Consider the following 16,033-nt stretch of genomic DNA (forward strand, 5'->3'; position numbering starts at 1 on the left):
AGCTCGATCTGTGACGCATCACATGCGCTCGCATCCGCAAAGGCAAAGCGTGTGATTCACATCACTTCTTTGCAGGAGCCACCTTGCTCTACTCGATCCAGATACTTCGCTCTGCTCCGCACGCTGCAGAACTCCGCGCGCGTTCAATCACGGCTCTCCACGTGCCTGCAGCTCGAGGTTGCGACAGATCATCTTCACGCGCGAACGATCTGCTCACGCAACTCGAATCAGGAGGTCTTCGCATGGTTGATGAAACCGCACCACTGCCTCAGCCCTCAGCTCTGCTCGCATCACAGGTATATGCGATGGCTCTCATCTGTCTGCTTGCCGGGCTCGGCATTGGATACCTGATGCGCAGTTCGCAATTTGCGGTCGCATCGCCGCAGCGAGCCGCCGTCGCCTCGCCGCACAGCTCTACTCCTGCCGGCCATCCGCACTCGCTCGAGGAACTCAAGCAAATCTCCGACCGCCAGGCAGCGCCCCTCCTCGACAAACTCAAGAGCAGCCCGCGCGACACCGCTCTCCTCACCCAGGTCGCCGCGCTCTACCACACGACGCATCGCTTCAGCGAAGCTGCCGGCTACTACAAGCAGGCGGTCGACATCGATCCCCGCAACGTGCCTTTTCGCACCAAGCTCGCTGCCAGCCTCTATCGCGGCGGAGATGTCGATGGGGCCATCGCGCAGCTCAACCAGGCGCTCACCTACGAGCCCAGAGACCCCAACGCTCTCTTCAACCTCGGCATGATTAAGCTGCAGGCCAAGGGCGACAGCAAAGGCGCAGTTGCAGCATGGCGTCAACTCCTCAAGTCCAATCCAGACCTGAGCCCCGATCGCAAATCGGCAGTCATGAAAGCCATGGCGGATGCATTGAATGCGGAACAGCACGGCATAGCAAATCCAGGAGCGCCCCATGCAAGCAATTAGTCTCCAGCGTCAATGGACAAACAAGCAGGCTCTGCTCCTCGTTTCAGCATGTCTCGCATTTGGCATCGCGGGCGGTTGGTTCACCCGTGGATTTCAGAAGACCTCTGATCCGCCTGTCGCTCAGCCGCGTGCCGCCGTAACAAAATCCGCCAGCAGTGCAACTTCTCAGGCTTCACCCTCAACTGCTGCACCTCTCAAGGAGATGGCAGACAAACAGGCTGCCTCGCTCCTCGCAAAGCTCAACGCCGATCCGACAGATCCCGACACCCTAAGCAGTATCGGCAACCTCTACTACGACGCGCAGCAATACACAATCGCAATCGACTACTACAACCGCGCGCTTCAGTCGCGGCCGTCCGATGCCTCCGTTCGTACCGACATGGCCACCGCGTGGTGGTATCTCGGCAACGCAGACGAAGCGATTGCGCAGTTCAACCGCGCCCTTGCCGATGCCCCCACCAATCCCAATACGCTCTTCAATCTCGGACTGGTGAAGTGGCAGGGCAAGCACGATGGCGCTGCCGCCATCGCTCTCTGGAAGAAGCTCCTCGCCTCCAATCCCAACTACGAGCAGAAAGACAAAGTGCTCCAGATGCTCTCAGACGTTGAGAAGCAGATCGGCTCAACGAAAAGGTGAAAGCATCGCCCCTGACGACTCTGCATCGCTCAGTCGTAGAGAGGCTCTTCCGTTCCCTCAAGCAGAGCTGAAGCTCTCTCCAGCATCACGTTTGGGTGCACCGGTTTCGCCATCACCTCAAACTGGTGCCCTTTCCGTCCAGCTTCCTCCAGCAGGATCGCTGTGTTTGCGTGACCAGAAAAGAGCAGCACATGGCACGAGGGGTAGTTTGCTTTGATCACGATCGCGAGATCGATGCCGTTCATCTGCGGCAGGATCACATCCAGCACCGCCAGATCCGGCCGCCACTCTGCAAGCGTTTCTATCGCCCGCTCGGCGGCATACGCCACACGCGCTTCATAATGCTGCGTCTTGAAGATCAACGCCAGCGTATCGGCGATCGCTCTTTCGTCGTCGACTATCAGGATGCGCCGGTTGGCTTTTTGCTTTGGCATTCAGTCCGCTTTTTCATTCAGATGCAGACGCGGGCCATTTCCGGTTGGACGTTCCGCGACCAAATGGGAGAAAATCAAGTTGCGAGGTTTCGCTGTCGTGTTCGGCGCCCGCAATACCGTTGTTCTCCCGTCCGCCAGTTCTCCTGTTCCGATTACCCGCTGGCGCCCTTTCCGTATCTCCGTGCCCCATACCGACTTACGATGCGCGGCAAAGCCTGCTAGGATACCTCGAACAACGTTAAACCGTTGATTTCATTGAGGCAATTGCACCAATGAAAGAAGTTGTCGAGACGCTCGGAAAGGCAATATCGTGGAACAGCAAACAACCCGGGAATGGTCCGACCGCCTCCGGCGGCTCCTGAAAGACCTCAAGGTCACCCAGGCTGGTCTCGCTGAACGCTTGGGCGTCTCGCCCGCCACAGTCTCCCGCTGGCTCGCCGGGAAGAACGAGCCCACCGCTGAGACCTACGTCGCCCTCGGAAACCTCGCAGGAAGGCCAGCAGGCGATTACTTCTGGGAACGAGCTGGAATCGACACCTCCGAATTGCCTGATGCCAACATGCGTCAGGCGCTCTCGTCCATGCGCGTCAGCCTTGAGAACTTCAATCTGATCGCAGGCAAGCAGGTTTCGCAGCACATTTCAACCGCTGGAAACGCCGTTGCTATCCCGCTCATGAACGTCACTGCCTTTGGCGATCCGGTCCCGCCGCATGAGAACGTGCGCTTATCGCAAGCCCAGATGGAAGAAGTCCTCCTCGCCCCGCTCTCCTGGTGCAAGCATCCAGAGAACATGCTCAGCATGCATGTTGCCGGCGACTCCATGTACCCCACCATTCCCGCCGGTTCCATCCTCTTCGTCGACACGGCTTCCGTGGAGCGAGAGAACCTGAACGAAAAGCTCGTTGTCACCGCTCATCGCGATCTCGGCTTCAAAGTCGCTCGCTTCCAGCGCCTCGCCGGCTCCGACCTCCTCGTCTCGGCCAATCCCAAATACCTCCCGCTCGACGTGAGCAACGCGACGAAGTGGAAGATCTTCGGCGAAGTCCTCTGGTGGATCTCCAAGGACCTCAAGAACGGTCACTGATCTCCGCAGCCCTCTTAATGCGGCACAATCCTGAGCGGACAAAGCGCACGTTGTCGAATCACCTTATCGTGCCTGAGCGGTGCAATGCGGGGCTGACCACCAGGTCAGTCGTTTGACCGGCGCTCAGGGTGACTTTCACCGGTGCAGCTTCCAGTTCACCAGCCTTCGCCCACACTTTGTAGTCGCCCGGCTCGAGATCGGGTAGGGCGTAATCACCGTCGGCGTTCGTCTCCGCTGTCATCACCTTCCCGTCCCTCATTCTTTTCACCCATACGGAGGCGCTCGGGACAGCATGAGCAGCCGTGTCTCTCACCTTGCCCGACAAGCTGTACGTCTCCCCAAAAGCGTTCACGCTCAGCAAACCGCCGATTGTCGAGCCGCACGCAAGCAACACAAACTTCCGTCTATCCAAACTCATCACAAGCCCTCTCATCGCAATCCGAAGATACGTGCATGGTTGTAAACGCAAAAGCGCCCGCTTCACCCGCGGCAGATCGAAACCTGCCTGGCGGTGATAGCGGACGCTCAGCTCAATCTGTATCAAATTCCGGCGAACAAACGCACCGGCCGATTACGAAGCCCGCCGCCGAATCTCTTCGCGCTCTGCTTCGCGTCGGTCCACGACCACCGGACCGCGATCCTTCACAGCCTCTTTCCTGTCGTACACGATGTCTTCAAACAGCGCACGGTAGTGGATCATCGCGCGGCGCAGATCCTCAGTCGTCGCCTGTCCCTTCGCCTGCCTCAGCGCAATCTCATGTGCTGCCCGGTAGTTCTGAACAACAACCGGATGGTCCACCGAGACATCTGCAGCGCGCTGCTCAAAGTCGCCCATCGGATAACCACACGTCGCCATGATGTCGCCCAGCAGTTGATCCGCTTCTGCCACCGCCCCCGCCGGAGCGTCAACAAAGTGCGCCTGCACGCGATCCCACTGCTCTGTGAATCGCGAACGATCCTCCGCCGTCAGCGCACGAAGGTGAAACTTCTCCACTCGCTCGGCTCGCTTTTCAAGTTGAGCTTCAGCGCGCCGGCGGTCGCCGCTCTCCGCGACCGAGCGCTCGTACTCCGGTCCGAAACGTGAGCGCAGCTTCTCTGAACGGCGCCGCTGAGCGAACACGATGATCGCGCCAATCACCACCAGCACTACGGCAGCGATGATCGCAATCTGGGTAGGGGTCAGATCCTGCATAGGTGTAGCCCTCCTGCTTTAACTTTTTGAGATATAGAGATATGCTTTCGGCCGCACAGCCGCGCAGCGGCAATACAGCTTGGAACGCCCCCAAGCAGCTGCAGGTTGCCTCTCCCCATTGTGTGGAAAAGCAACCTGCATGACTGTTTGAAGTTCTTTCGCCGTGCGTTTACTGCGGTACGACGCTGTCCGGAACCGCGGGCTTTGCCGGAGTCACAGGCTGTGCCGGCGGCGGCGCGGTCTGCGGTGCTGCGTACTGCGACTCGCCACCCGGTGCAGGCTGCTGCTGTCCCTGCACCCCGATGGACGCACCAGAAACCACCAGCTCCACGCGCCGGTTCTTCGCTCGCCCGGCAGACGTCGCATTATCCGCGATGGGATCGCTCTTTCCGAATCCCTCCGCAGTCACGTTGCTGTCCTGCACGTTCTCACTCACCAGGTAGCTCTTTACGCTGTCCGCGCGCTGCTCAGACAGTTTCTGGTTGTACTCATCCGAACCGATACTGTCTGTGTAACCTTCCACCTGCACCTTCAGGTCGGGATAAGCCAGCAGAATGCCCGACACCTTCGCCAGCTTCTCGCGAGCCGCCGGTTTCAGCGTGTACTTGTTAAAGTCGAACAGCACATCCGGCATCTCCATGATCAGGCCCCGTGCCGTTTCGCGCGTCTCCAGCACCGCGCTCAGTTGCTGCCTCAACCGCTCGCGCGCAGCCTGTTCTTGTTGGGCAAGCTGCTGCGCTCGCTGTTCGGCTTCCTGCTGTGCCTGCTGCGCTTTCTGAGCCTGCGCCTGAGCCGCTGCTGCAGCCGCTTCTGCCTGTGCACGTTGCGCCGCCTCGGCCTGAGCCCGCTGCGCTGCTTCCTGCTGTGCCTGTGCAGCCTGCTGCTGGGCAAGCTGTGCCTGCTCGGCTTGCTGTCTCGACTGCTCCGCTCGCTGGCGGGCTTCTTCCGCGTTCTGCTCCGCCTGCACGCGCGCCGCTCGCTGCGCTTCCTCGTCTTCCTCCTTCATCTTCCGAATCGTCATGATCCGAGCATCTTCTGACGCCTGCACTGCTTCACGCGCGTAGGTAATCGACTGCTTCTCGTCGTGCTTCTTCTCATTGAACTGCTCCGCGTTTTCCAGATCGCGCTTAGCTCCTGCCATCGTGTCCGGAGCGTATTTACCGGCGCCGGCCGCCTCTGCAATCATGACCGCGTTCTCCGCCTCGTAGACTTCCAGCGGGGTCTTATCCTTGCGTGAAATCGGATGCAGCACCGTGTGCCGTCCTGCGGTATCCGCGTACGCTCCGCGCGGCAGTAGCGTGTAGTGCGCTGTCACCGGCTCGATAATTCCCGAGGTGTTCTTCGTCGCAATGTTCTGCACTACGACCAGATCCGATGGCATTGTCACCGCGAAATACGGCTCCGCTGTCACCATCAATCCAAACGTCTGCAGGCCTGTCGAAACCGTGATGTGGTCCTTCCCTTTTCCTGACGGAAGCACCTCACCCAGGTTCACCGGTCTTCCTTCCGGAGTGATCGCCCAGAGCACATACGTCAGGTACTCCTGTCCGAATCCGTTCGCCGGTGACAATCCCTCAAAATCCGCATCAACTGTCGTCCGGCCGTTACGCGCATTCACCTTCGCCTCGCCTTTGGCCTTCGGCAGCAGCTGCGTTCCCTCAAACGCAATCTTCGTATCTCCCGTGCGATGAAAGTAGTTGATCGCCGGCAGCGTGCGATCCACCACCTGCACCTTGTAGTAGGCGATCCCGTTCTTCATCTGCACCTGACCCTGATCTTGCTGACTCTGAGTCGACGTTGGATTCGGCTCCTGCGCCGCCGCGGCAGGGTTAAACAGCATGGCCCGAACCAATGCAAATACCAATCCCGAATAGATCGGTTTATATCTAAGCCTCACTTCAAACTCCTTAAGTTTCCGGTTCGTCTTGCACTATGTACGTTTCAATTGCTTCGATCCAAATTGATGCTTCAAAGGGGGAGCAAGTTGCACCCAAAAGAGACTCCAACTCTGTGATTCCTAAGTAGATGAAGGCCACCGCCTCACGCAACTCACCTTGAGGCACGCATGGTTGCCTCGGACACACAAGTGACTTTCGAAACCGCTAAAATCGCTTCCGGCGTTACGCGTCCTTCAACGAGGGCTAGACTCGTTCCAGAGCACCTATCCAAGGAGAATCAAGGTGAAATCTTCGCGGCTTCTCGCGCTCGCTCTCTTCGCGCTTCTCTCGTTCGGCGCATCCGCCGTCAGAGCTCAGGTCAATATCTCGGTCAATATCGGGCCCGAGCCCGTATGCCCTTACGGCTACTACAATTACGCGCCATACAACTGCGCTCCATTCGGCTACTACGGACCAACCTGGTTCACCGGCGGAGTCTTCTTCGGAGCAGGCCCGTGGTTCCACGGCCCCGTGGGCTTCCGCGGCTACATCGATCGCACCTACGATCCACGCTTCGGCTACCACGGCCCGTTCCCTGTTCGCGGCGAGCACGCTGACTGGGGCCGCCACCGTGGATGGGAGAAGCAGTTCCGCGGTCACGAATACCGTGAGGAATACCGCCACGACAACGGCAACCACTACGGCCAGTACAAAGACCACGACGATCGCGGCCGCGGTCACGATCGCGATGATCACGGTCACGGTAATGGCCACGGTCATGACCACGACGACCATGGACACGGACACGGCCACGACCGCGACTAAGCCATCGCACTTTTCCGCTGAAAGTGGGTGCCGGGATAACGCCCATTCGAAAGCACTAACTCGCAACGAAAAAGCCCCGCATCGCGCGGGGCTTTCTTATCAGATCGAACCGAGCTTACCGACTCGTCGCAATCATCTGCGCCGCATGCTGCAGGCTCGTATCCGTCACCTTCGCGCCCGACAGCATCCGCGCCACCTCATGCGTCCGCGCCCGATCATCCAGCAGCCGGATATTCATCTTCGTCCTGCCGTGATCTTCCTTCTTCTCCACCACAAAATGCTGATCCGCAAACGCCGCGATCTGCGGCAGGTGCGTTACGCACAGCACCTGCTGCGCGCGACCAAGAGCCTTGAGTTTCTGCCCCACCGCATCCGCCGCTCGTCCGCCGATGCCGATATCGATTTCATCGAACACCAGCGTCCTTGGCGTTGGCAGCTTCTTGCGGGTCTTCGCTGAAGCTTCCTCCACCGCAACCTTCAACGCCAGCATCACGCGCGACATTTCGCCGCCCGACGCGATCTCGTGCAGAGGCTTCAGTGGCTCGCCGGCATTCGTCGCGATCCGATACTCAACCTCATCCCATCCATCCGCGGTCCACGCAGACTCCTGCTCCTTGCTCGCAACTGAAATTTCAAATCGCACCTTCATCGCCAGCGAATTGATCTGCGCCTCTGCCAGTTTCGCCAGCTTCGCCGCCGCCGTCTTTCGCTGCGCCGACACAGCCCCGGCTGCCTGCCTGTATGCATCCGCAGCCTTCGCCAGCGCAAGCCGCAGCGTCTTCAGAGTCTCGTCGCGGTCTTCAACTTCGGCCAGCTTCCGTTGCACATCCTCGCCCAGCGCGATCACCTCAGCGACTGTCTTGCCATACTTTCTCTTCAGCCGATCGAGCAGCGCCAGCCTGTCCTCAATCTCCGCCAGCCGCTCCGGCGAAGCATCGATGCGCTCCGCATAATCCCGCAGCGTCGAACTCACATCGCCCACAATCGCCCGCGCCGAAGCAATCTGCTGCGCCGCTTCATTGAACTTCTCGTCGTATCGCGCCAGCTCATCCAGATTCTTCCCCGCCGCGCGCAGCGCCGCCTCCGCCGAAGCCCCGCCCTCATACAGCTGATCGAACGCGCCCATCGCCGCCGCATACAGCTTTTCTGCATTCGCCAGCACGCGCTTCTCCGTCTCGAGCTTCTCGTCTTCTCCCGCAAGCAGACTCGCCGCTGCAATCTCTTTGGCCTGGAAGCTCCACAGATCCACCATCCGCAGCCGTTCCTGCTCGTTCGTCAGCAGATCATCCATCTTCGATTGCGCCGCCCGCCAGCTTCCGTACGCTGCCGCAACCCCCTCCGTCGAGATCGCCGCAAACCGGTCCAGCAGTATCCTCTGCTGTGTCTGGTCGAAGCTCGCCAGTGTCTCCGACTGCGCATGCACCAGCGCCAGCTCCGGCGCAAGCTGCCGCAACACGCCCACCGTCGCCTGCTGGTTGTTCACGAAAACTCTGCCCTTGCCGTTCGACAGGATCTCCCGCCGCAGAATAATCTCGTTGCCCTCGGCATCGATCCCGTTCTCTTCCAGAACCGCTTCTGCCGCCGCAGTCGACTCAAACACACAAGCAACCACAGCCTTCTCCGCGCCGTGACGCACAATCTCCGCCGAAGCCTTGCCGCCCATCAGCAGCGCCAGCGCATCCACAAGAATCGACTTGCCCGCCCCGGTCTCGCCCGTGAGCAGGTTCAACCCCGGCCCAAACACCGCTATGGCGTGGTCGATGACAGCGTAGTTTTCTGCGCGCAATTCAACGAGCATGAAAGGTCAGTCCGAGCGCAGCATAGCATGAACCACGCAGCCTCGGGCTAAGCCTCTCAGAATGCGGAGCTTCGAGTGCACCACATCGATAACTTGGAGCCATTTCACACGTCTGATACCGTGGATACTGAGGTAAATTCCGATTTTCACAGCTACCCTGTTCCTCGCTTTACAGGCTGATGCGGGCGCTCCCACCGGGCCCGTCTCTTCGGGTACAAGCGCCGTGATGGAGATGCTCGGCAACATCGGTGGCATCGCTCTCGGCGTCCTTATTCTGTTGCTCATCGCCAGTCTCTACTCCTGGACCATCATCCTCGGCAAGATCGGCACCTTCGGAAAAGCCACCCGCGAGAGCCGCAATTTCATCAACGCCTTTCGTCGCGCCACGCGCCTGCAGGAAGTCGCGGCCTTCGCAGACAACTACAAGTCCAGCCCGCTGGCTCAGGTCTACGTTGACGTCTACGAAACCTACAAGCGTCAGACGGGCGGCTCCGGACCTCCACGCAATCTCGCCCCGCTCGAACGCTCCGCACAGACCGCAGCCAGCGAAGCCGTCACTGCACTCGAGCGCCGCCTCACCTGGCTCGCCACGATAGCCGCCACCAGCCCGTTCATCGGCCTCTTCGGCACCGTCATGGGCGTGGTCGACGCGTTCCACGGCCTTGGCACCGCCGGCGCAGCAACTCTCCGCGCCGTAGCACCCGGCATCTCTGAAGCGCTCATCACCACCGCCGCCGGACTCTTCGTCGCCGTGCCTGCTGTCGTCGCTTACAACCAGTTCGCCGCGCGCATCAAGGTCTTCGCATCTGCGACCGACGACTTCTGCCGCGAATTATTGAACTCACTCGAAGAAATCCCCGTGCGCAGCAGTTCCGCTGCGCCGCGCGACGAGCCGCAAGAGGTCAGACGTGGCTTTCACGACTAGCAACGGCAAAACGCAAACCTCTCTCGCGGATATCAACATCACGCCGCTCGTCGACGTCGTGCTCGTGCTGCTCGTGATCTTCATGATCACCGCGCCCGTGCTGCAATCCGGCATCGAAGTCAACATTCCGAAAACGCGCACCGTCAAAGAAATCACCGAGCAGCGCCTCGTCGTCACCATCGACCGCGATCAAAAAGTGTTCCTCGGTGACAACCCCGTCAACGTGCACGATCTCGGTCAGCGCCTTCGCGACGCCAGCGGCCCCGACACCAAGAAAGTCATCTACCTTCGCGCCGATGAGCGCGTCCCCTTCGGCGCATTCGCCAGCGTCATGGACTCCGTCAAGCAAGCCGGCATCACCAACATCTCCATCGTCACCCGCCCCGTCGAAGGCAAAGGCAAATAGCGATGGAGTTCGCCGAAACACAAACTGCAGCTCCTGAGTCGTACAGAATGCAACATATTCAGGCTGTCATCCTGAGCGCACGGGGCCCCAAGCGTTTTCATCAGCTTGGGGGTGGTAAGCGAAGAATCTGCTTTTGCATTTGATTTTTGAAAGTAACAGCCCATGAGCAGCCCCTTCCTTCAAGCCGGAGATCACCTGCAGCAGGAGTTGGCCCCCGAGCCATTCGCCAAACCTGCCGCAGGCGCCGTGCTGCTCCACTGCGGCATCGTCATCGCCATCGTCCTCTACGGCGTCATCGGCGGCTTCTTCCATCGCAATCTGTGGGGCGGCGCAGGTCCCGGCGGAGCCATCCAGGTCAACATCACCAGTTCCATCCCGCTCCCCTCTGATCACCCGCCTAACCAAAACGTCCTCGCCACCGAAAAGCCCAGCGAGGCTCCCGCTCCTCCTGAGCCCAAGGCCAAACAAGCTGAAGACGACACCGCAATTCCGATCCAGGGCAAGGTGAAGAAGCCGCAACAGCAGGAAGTAAAGCAGACACAGAAGCACCAGCCCGACGTCCCCAAAAACACCGCGCAGTACGGCGAGCAGGCCGGCAGCCAGCTTCAGCGCACCGTAGCTCAGGGAGCCGCAACCGGCCCCACCACCACCGACGCCAACTTCGGCAACCTCTTCGGCTGGTACGTCGACAACATCAATCGCAAAATGGAAGCCAACGGCTACCGCTCTCTCGCAGACCCGCGCACACCCAAAGGTGCCCGCGCCTACATCTCCTTCGCCATCGCACGAGACGGCTCCGTCAGTCAGGTGCGCCTCGATCGCTCCAGTGGCAGCCCCACCTGGGACCAGGTCTGCGTACGCGCCGCACAGCGCGTCGACAGCTTCGGCCCCCTGCCCGGCCAATATCGCGGAAGTAACCTTAACGTTTCCTACTACTGTGAATACTAGGACCCGGCTCACCATCCAAATTAAAATGAACTCCGATAAGAGACACGCAGAGTTCCCCACTTCACCGCTTCAGAATCATTAAAGGAAGGGTTTAGCGTTCTCATGAAACTTACGTTGCGTTTTGGTCTTCCGCTTCTCGCCCTTGCAGCATGCGCCTCGCTCCCCTCATTCGCGCAGGATTGGGTCCGCACCGGCTCCGGGCTCGGCAACGCGCCCATCCGTCTCGCCGCGGCCGACTTCAAGCAGGTCGGCGCAGATCCGCAGACACCCGCGCTCAAGGCCACCTTCGACGCCACACTCTTCAGCGACCTTCAGAACGCCGGCGTCTTCGACATGGTCTCGAAGAGCTTCAACCCACCCGGCGCACCAGGCTCGCAACAGGAGATCAATCTCTCGCAATGGTCCGCCAACCCGGCAAACGCCGCCATGGTCGCCTTCGGCGCTCTCTCCGCGTCAAGCGGCAAGCTCACCGTTTTCGGCTTTCTCGACGACGCGCGCAACACCGCCAACCCGCAGGTCCTCGGCAAGCAATACAACGAAGCAGCAACGGAAGACATGGCGCGCACCGTCGCACATCGCTTCGCAGACGAGATCATCCTTCGCCTCGGCGGCGGTATCAACGGCATCGCCGAAACCAAGATCTTCTTCATCAGCAATCGCACTGGCTCTAAAGAAGTCTGGGAGATGGATTACGACGGCCAGAACCAGCACGCCGTTACGCACCTCGGCAGCATCTCGCTCTCGCCCCGCATCTCGCCCGACAACTCCCGCATCGCCTTCGCCACTCTCGGCAAGCTCGGCTGGTCCATCCGCCTGTATTCGCTGGAACTGAACCGCCTCGTTTCCTTCCCAGCCGGAACCGTAGGCGGCAGCAACACCAGCCCCGCATGGTCCGCGGACGGCACCAGGATCGCCTTCTCCTCTTCGCGCTCCGGCGACCCCGAAATCTGGATCTCCGACGCTAGCGGTGGCGGCGCACACAAGATCACATCCTTCCGGGGACCCGACGTCGCACCCACATGGAACCCGCGCACCAACGCGCAGCTCGCATGGGTAAGCGGCCGCACCGGCCTCCCGCAGATCTACACCATGGATCAGGACGGCGCCGGCGTCACGCGCCTCACAGACGGCGGCTATGCCGTCTCGCCCTCATGGGCGCCCAACGGCCAATTCCTCACCTTCGCGTGGAACCGCAAGTACGGCCCCGGCGCTCCCGGCGGGCAGGACATCTACGTTATGGACATCTCAACAAAGCGCTGGCTCCAGCTCACCCACGAGTCCGGCAGCAACGACTTCCCCTCGTGGTCGCCAGACAATCGCCACATCGTCTTCGAACGCACCGTAGGCGGCAAAGCCCAGATCTGGACCATGCTCGCAGATGGCACCCAGCAAAAACAGCTCACCACCTCCGGCCAGAACTTCATGCCCAACTGGAGTTGGAAATAGAGGGTCTCACTTAACGACGGATGGGAATTATGGGTGCCCCATCCTAAACCGCGGTCTTTTGCGGTTTAGGGTGGGAAGGCTGACCACTGATCCCTGATCACTGCACTTCCAGCAATCTCGCTCCCGCACCCTCTCTCCCCAATCGGTCTCCCGGATTTCGCAGCGGACACGAATCCACCGACAAACACCCGCACCCGATGCATCCATCCAACTGATCCCGCAATCGCGTCAGCCGCTCGATCCGCTCGGTCAACTGCCCGCGCCACCGAGCCGACAGCTTCTTCCAGTCCGCCGTCGTCGGCGTCCTCTTCTCCGGCAGCGTAGCCAGCGCCTCGCGAATCTCCTTCAGCGGAATCCCCGTCCTCTGCGCCACCTTGATCACAGCAACCCGCCGCAGCACCTCCCGCGCATACCTCCGCTGATTCCCGCTGTTCCTCCAGCTTGTAATCAGTCCCTCCGCCTCGTAAAAGTGCAGCGTCGACACCGCTACTCCCGCGCGCTCCGCCACTTCTCCCACCGTCAACGGCCGTCGAAACTCCGCCATCTTCTTCTCCATCTCCGAACTCATCTTTGTCGCCATTCAGCCCAGCCCCTTGACCTCAAGTTTACTTGAGGTTCTACCCTGAGTGTAGTGACAGAACTGTTCAAGGAGAACGATCAACCAATGGAACTCCCCATCAAAGTCGGCCTCGTCTACGGATCAACCCGCCCCGGCCGCTTCTGCGACACCGTTGCCCAATGGGCCGCAACCCGCATCGCCGCTCACGCAGGCTTTGCTGTAGAGCACATCGACCCCGCCCAGCCCGCAAATCCGGAGAACGGCCCCACCCTCAGCCAGCGGCTCGCTGCCTGCGACGCCTTCATCGTCGTCACGCCTGAGTACAATCACAGCTTCCCCGCGCCTCTTAAAGCCCTCATCGATTCCTACGGCCCCGAGTGGCACGCCAAGCCCGTCGCGTTTATTTCTTACGGCGGAATCTCCGGCGGCCTCCGCGCAGTCGAACAGCTCCGCCTCGTCTTCGCAGAACTTCACACCGTCACCGTACGCGACAGCGTCTCCTTCGCCGGTGCATGGGAGCAATTCGACTCCACCGGCGCTCTCCGCAACCCCGATCGTTTCGAGCGCTCCATGGACGCCATGCTCCGCCGCCTTCACTGGTGGGCCGTCAGCCTCGCCCACGCCCGCAACATCATGCCCTACGCCAAAACCGTGTAGCACGTTGATGGGTGCGGGTGCCCCCGGTCCCTCGCACTTGGGGACCGGGGATGAGGCTTAACAGCTGCCACCGCTGTGCCCGTTCATCGCACGGCCTTGCCGTGCGATCAGCGGGAACCAAACCGCCCTCAATTGTTAAACTCATCTCATGCAGGACGAACTCGAATTCCGCCGCGCCGCCGAGGGCGCACTCGACGACCTCAAGAAGCACCTCATTGCCCGTGAAGAAGAAGACGAAGGCGGCTTCGAAGTCGAAGAACAGGGCGGCGTCCTCAACGTGGTCTTCGAAGAACCGCCCTCCAAGTTCGTCGTCACGCCAAACACGCCCGTCCGCCAGATCTGGATCTCAGCCCTCGCCACCAGCTTCAAGCTCGACTGGGACGCAACCGCCGGCGCCTTCGTCCTTCCCCGCACCAGCGAGAAACTGATCCCTCTCCTCGATCGCCTCATCGAAGAAAACAAGCCCCGCTAAATCTGAATATCTGAGCTGTGCCGAGTGCCCCCGGCCCCTCGCACTTGGGGACCGGGGAACAACTGCTGTGCCCCATTCATCGCACAGTCTCATCGTGCGATGAGTGGGACGAGAGCATCGTCCCCAACCGACCCTACTCCGGCGCCTTCGCCGCATCCCGCAGCAGCCCGCTCTCCACCAGCACCGGCGGCCTCCGATGATGCGTCTTTAGCTCGTAGTCATACGCCCAGCTGATCAGATCGCCGTCGTGCCACTTGCGCGCACTCATCTCAATCCCGAACGGCAGCCCCGACTCATAAAACCCCGCGGGAATGCTGATCGCAGGCACACCCAGCATGTTCACCCATGCCGTCGCCGAGTGCGGCCCATCGCTCAAATGTCCATCCTGCGGCATTGTCTCGTCGGGAGGCGGCATCTGGATCGCCGGATACAAAAAACCATCAAGATGAAGCCGATCAAGTTGCTCGTCGTACATCTGCAGCACCCTGCGCCGTGGCCCCAGCAGCGTAGCTTCCGCATTGGGATCGCTCTCGAGATTCACCTGCTGCACATTCGGCACTCCCGACATCCCCGTCTCACCACCGCCGATGATGACGCTCGACAGCGCGTGCCCGACCGCCTTCTTATATTCCGCAGCCGAGTGATACTCCGCCGGCCCGAAGCTCGCCAGAAACTTCTCCGTGCCCTCGCGGATATACGGCAGCGTACAGATGTGCGCAGCCGCATCCACAAACGAGTCCGGCAGAATGTCCGGTTCCATCAGCACCGTCGCTCCCGCCGCGCGCATCTCCTCCACAGCCTTCATAAACATTGCGCGCGTCTCCGGCTTCAGCGGCAGGTGCGCCTCCCTTTTCGCCTGCGCCATCTGTTCCGCCGTCAACCCCGGGCACGCTCCCTGGAACGGCGTATTGTCCCCATCCAGAATGAATGCCGGAACCCCGAACCGTTTACCCTTGAGCAACCCGGCTTTCAGATACTGCGTGTAGGGTCCGCTCTGCGCCTTCGCCTGCGAACCGGCCGTAACCGCATCCAGCGGATCTTCACCCGCCATCACCGTCAGCGCCACAGCTGCATCAGCCACACTCCGCGCGATCGGCCCGGTATTGTCCAGCTGCCAGTCCAGCGGCGCGATTCCCGCAATGCTCACCAGCCCGCGCGTCGGAAAGATCCCGACCACATTGCTCGTCGCTACCGGCATACGGATCGAATTGCCCGTGTCCGTACCATTCCCCAGCACCGCAAAATTCGCCGTCACCGACGTCACCGTTCCGCCCGAGGAACCTCCCGGCGAGAAGCGCACATCGTACGCATTGCCCGTCCGTCCAAACGCGCTCGACCGATTCGTATCGCTCGCCGCAAAGTCCGGCATGTTCGTCACGCCGATGATGATCGCGCCCGCACCACGCAGCCTCGCAACAATCGTCGCATCACGCGGCGCGACAAGTTCGTGGCCCGGAACCATGTAGCCCCGCCACCCATCCGTCGTCACCAGCCCCTTGATGCTGGTGTTGGCCTTGGTCACAACTGGGACGCCCCACAGCAGTCCGGCCTTGAAGCCGGGCGCCTTTGCTTCCCTATCTTCCCGTGCAGCCTCGGCCAGCGCAGCTTTGTCGTTCACCGTCTGCACCGCTCGGTAAATCCCGTTATACCGCGCAATCCTTTCGAGATGCCACTGCACAACCTGTGTTACCGAATACCGATGCTCGCGATAGAGCTGATGCAGCCGATCGACAGTGATGTCGATCAGATCGTGGTCCATCCGTTCGCGATCGGGAAGAGAAGAATTGCCTTGCGCCAACGCCGGAACGGCAAGCAGAAGAAGAAGCAGGAGCCTTCGCATCTTCGCA

The 16,033-nt window shown here is 60.6% G+C and carries 17 protein-coding genes; 10 read left to right on the forward strand and 7 right to left on the reverse strand.

What is annotated here, in order from left to right; genetic code table 11:
- Positions 1-242 precede the first annotated feature (242 nt).
- Complete coding sequence (locus tag DHV10_RS04010; protein ID WP_162601171.1) at positions 243-926, forward strand: tetratricopeptide repeat protein; 684 nt, start codon at positions 243-245, stop codon at positions 924-926.
- The gene (locus tag DHV10_RS04015; RefSeq protein WP_109484998.1) at positions 913-1,563 is read left to right on the forward strand and encodes a tetratricopeptide repeat protein; all 651 of its coding nucleotides are present in this window, start codon (positions 913-915) and stop codon (positions 1,561-1,563) included. Before DHV10_RS04010 ends, DHV10_RS04015 begins: the two co-directional genes overlap by 14 nt.
- A 29-nt stretch (positions 1,564-1,592) precedes the next feature.
- On the opposite strand, the gene DHV10_RS04020 is transcribed toward DHV10_RS04015, so the two are convergent.
- Positions 1,593-1,997: a response regulator gene (locus DHV10_RS04020; RefSeq protein WP_109484999.1), complete on the reverse strand. Its 405-nt coding sequence runs from the start codon at positions 1,995-1,997 to the stop codon at positions 1,593-1,595.
- A 310-nt stretch (positions 1,998-2,307) separates the two neighbouring features.
- Here DHV10_RS04020 and DHV10_RS04025 point away from each other — a divergent pair, with 310 nt between their 5' ends.
- The gene (locus DHV10_RS04025) at positions 2,308-3,081 is read left to right on the forward strand and encodes an XRE family transcriptional regulator (protein WP_109485000.1); all 774 of its coding nucleotides are present in this window, start codon (positions 2,308-2,310) and stop codon (positions 3,079-3,081) included.
- Between the two features lie 58 nt (positions 3,082-3,139).
- On the opposite strand, the gene DHV10_RS04030 is transcribed toward DHV10_RS04025, so the two are convergent.
- From DHV10_RS04030 to DHV10_RS27935, 3 genes are all read right to left on the reverse strand, one after another.
- Positions 3,140-3,499 carry a carboxypeptidase-like regulatory domain-containing protein gene (locus DHV10_RS04030; RefSeq protein WP_162601172.1) on the reverse strand — a complete coding sequence of 120 codons (360 nt, stop codon included), beginning with the start codon at positions 3,497-3,499 and terminating at the stop codon, positions 3,140-3,142.
- A gap of 153 nt (positions 3,500-3,652) precedes the next feature.
- A complete protein-coding gene (locus DHV10_RS04035; protein WP_204101318.1) occupies positions 3,653-4,273 on the reverse strand; it encodes a hypothetical protein in 621 nt (206 codons plus the stop codon).
- Between the two features lie 169 nt (positions 4,274-4,442).
- Positions 4,443-6,170: an OmpA family protein gene (locus tag DHV10_RS27935; protein WP_275425890.1), complete on the reverse strand. Its 1,728-nt coding sequence runs from the start codon at positions 6,168-6,170 to the stop codon at positions 4,443-4,445.
- 283 nt (positions 6,171-6,453) lie between these two features.
- On the opposite strand from DHV10_RS27935, the gene DHV10_RS04045 reads away from it, so the two are divergent.
- Positions 6,454-6,975: a hypothetical protein gene (locus DHV10_RS04045; protein ID WP_204101319.1), complete on the forward strand. Its 522-nt coding sequence runs from the start codon at positions 6,454-6,456 to the stop codon at positions 6,973-6,975.
- 115 nt (positions 6,976-7,090) lie between these two features.
- On the opposite strand, the gene recN is transcribed toward DHV10_RS04045, so the two are convergent.
- Positions 7,091-8,773 carry a DNA repair protein RecN gene (recN, locus tag DHV10_RS04050; RefSeq protein WP_109485002.1) on the reverse strand — a complete coding sequence of 561 codons (1,683 nt, stop codon included), beginning with the start codon at positions 8,771-8,773 and terminating at the stop codon, positions 7,091-7,093.
- 226 nt (positions 8,774-8,999) lie between these two features.
- On the opposite strand from recN, the gene DHV10_RS04055 reads away from it, so the two are divergent.
- The 4 genes from DHV10_RS04055 (at position 9,000) to DHV10_RS04070 (ending at position 12,498) form a co-directional block, all read left to right on the forward strand.
- A complete protein-coding gene (locus DHV10_RS04055; RefSeq protein WP_109485003.1) occupies positions 9,000-9,698 on the forward strand; it encodes a MotA/TolQ/ExbB proton channel family protein in 699 nt (232 codons plus the stop codon).
- On the forward strand, positions 9,682-10,104 hold the full coding sequence (locus DHV10_RS04060) for an ExbD/TolR family protein (RefSeq protein ID WP_109485004.1): 423 nt from the start codon (positions 9,682-9,684) through the stop codon (positions 10,102-10,104). The genes DHV10_RS04055 and DHV10_RS04060 overlap by 17 nt, the downstream gene beginning before the upstream one ends.
- Positions 10,105-10,266: 162 nt before the next feature.
- On the forward strand, positions 10,267-11,052 hold the full coding sequence (locus tag DHV10_RS04065; RefSeq protein WP_109485005.1) for a TonB family protein: 786 nt from the start codon (positions 10,267-10,269) through the stop codon (positions 11,050-11,052).
- A 102-nt stretch (positions 11,053-11,154) separates the two neighbouring features.
- Positions 11,155-12,498, forward strand: coding sequence for a PD40 domain-containing protein (locus DHV10_RS04070; RefSeq protein ID WP_109485006.1), 1,344 nt, complete (start codon positions 11,155-11,157; stop codon positions 12,496-12,498).
- 97 nt (positions 12,499-12,595) lie between these two features.
- Here the strand turns inward: DHV10_RS04070 and soxR are convergent, their stop codons facing one another.
- Positions 12,596-13,078: a redox-sensitive transcriptional activator SoxR gene (gene soxR / locus DHV10_RS04075; protein WP_275425891.1), complete on the reverse strand. Its 483-nt coding sequence runs from the start codon at positions 13,076-13,078 to the stop codon at positions 12,596-12,598.
- A gap of 84 nt (positions 13,079-13,162) precedes the next feature.
- Here soxR and DHV10_RS04080 point away from each other — a divergent pair, with 84 nt between their 5' ends.
- Together DHV10_RS04080 and cyaY are read left to right on the forward strand one after the other, a co-directional pair.
- Positions 13,163-13,714, forward strand: a complete 552-nt coding sequence (locus DHV10_RS04080) for an NADPH-dependent FMN reductase (protein ID WP_109485696.1) — start codon at positions 13,163-13,165, stop codon at positions 13,712-13,714.
- Between the two features lie 148 nt (positions 13,715-13,862).
- The gene (gene cyaY, locus DHV10_RS04085) at positions 13,863-14,186 is read left to right on the forward strand and encodes an iron donor protein CyaY (protein ID WP_109485007.1); all 324 of its coding nucleotides are present in this window, start codon (positions 13,863-13,865) and stop codon (positions 14,184-14,186) included.
- 133 nt (positions 14,187-14,319) lie between these two features.
- On the opposite strand, the gene DHV10_RS04090 is transcribed toward cyaY, so the two are convergent.
- Positions 14,320-16,026, reverse strand: a complete 1,707-nt coding sequence (locus DHV10_RS04090) for an amidase (protein ID WP_239461276.1) — start codon at positions 16,024-16,026, stop codon at positions 14,320-14,322.
- Between the last annotated feature and the right edge of the window lie 7 nt (positions 16,027-16,033).

This window comes from Occallatibacter savannae (genome assembly GCF_003131205.1).
GTDB classification, from domain to species: domain Bacteria; phylum Acidobacteriota; class Terriglobia; order Terriglobales; family Acidobacteriaceae; genus Telmatobacter; species Telmatobacter savannae.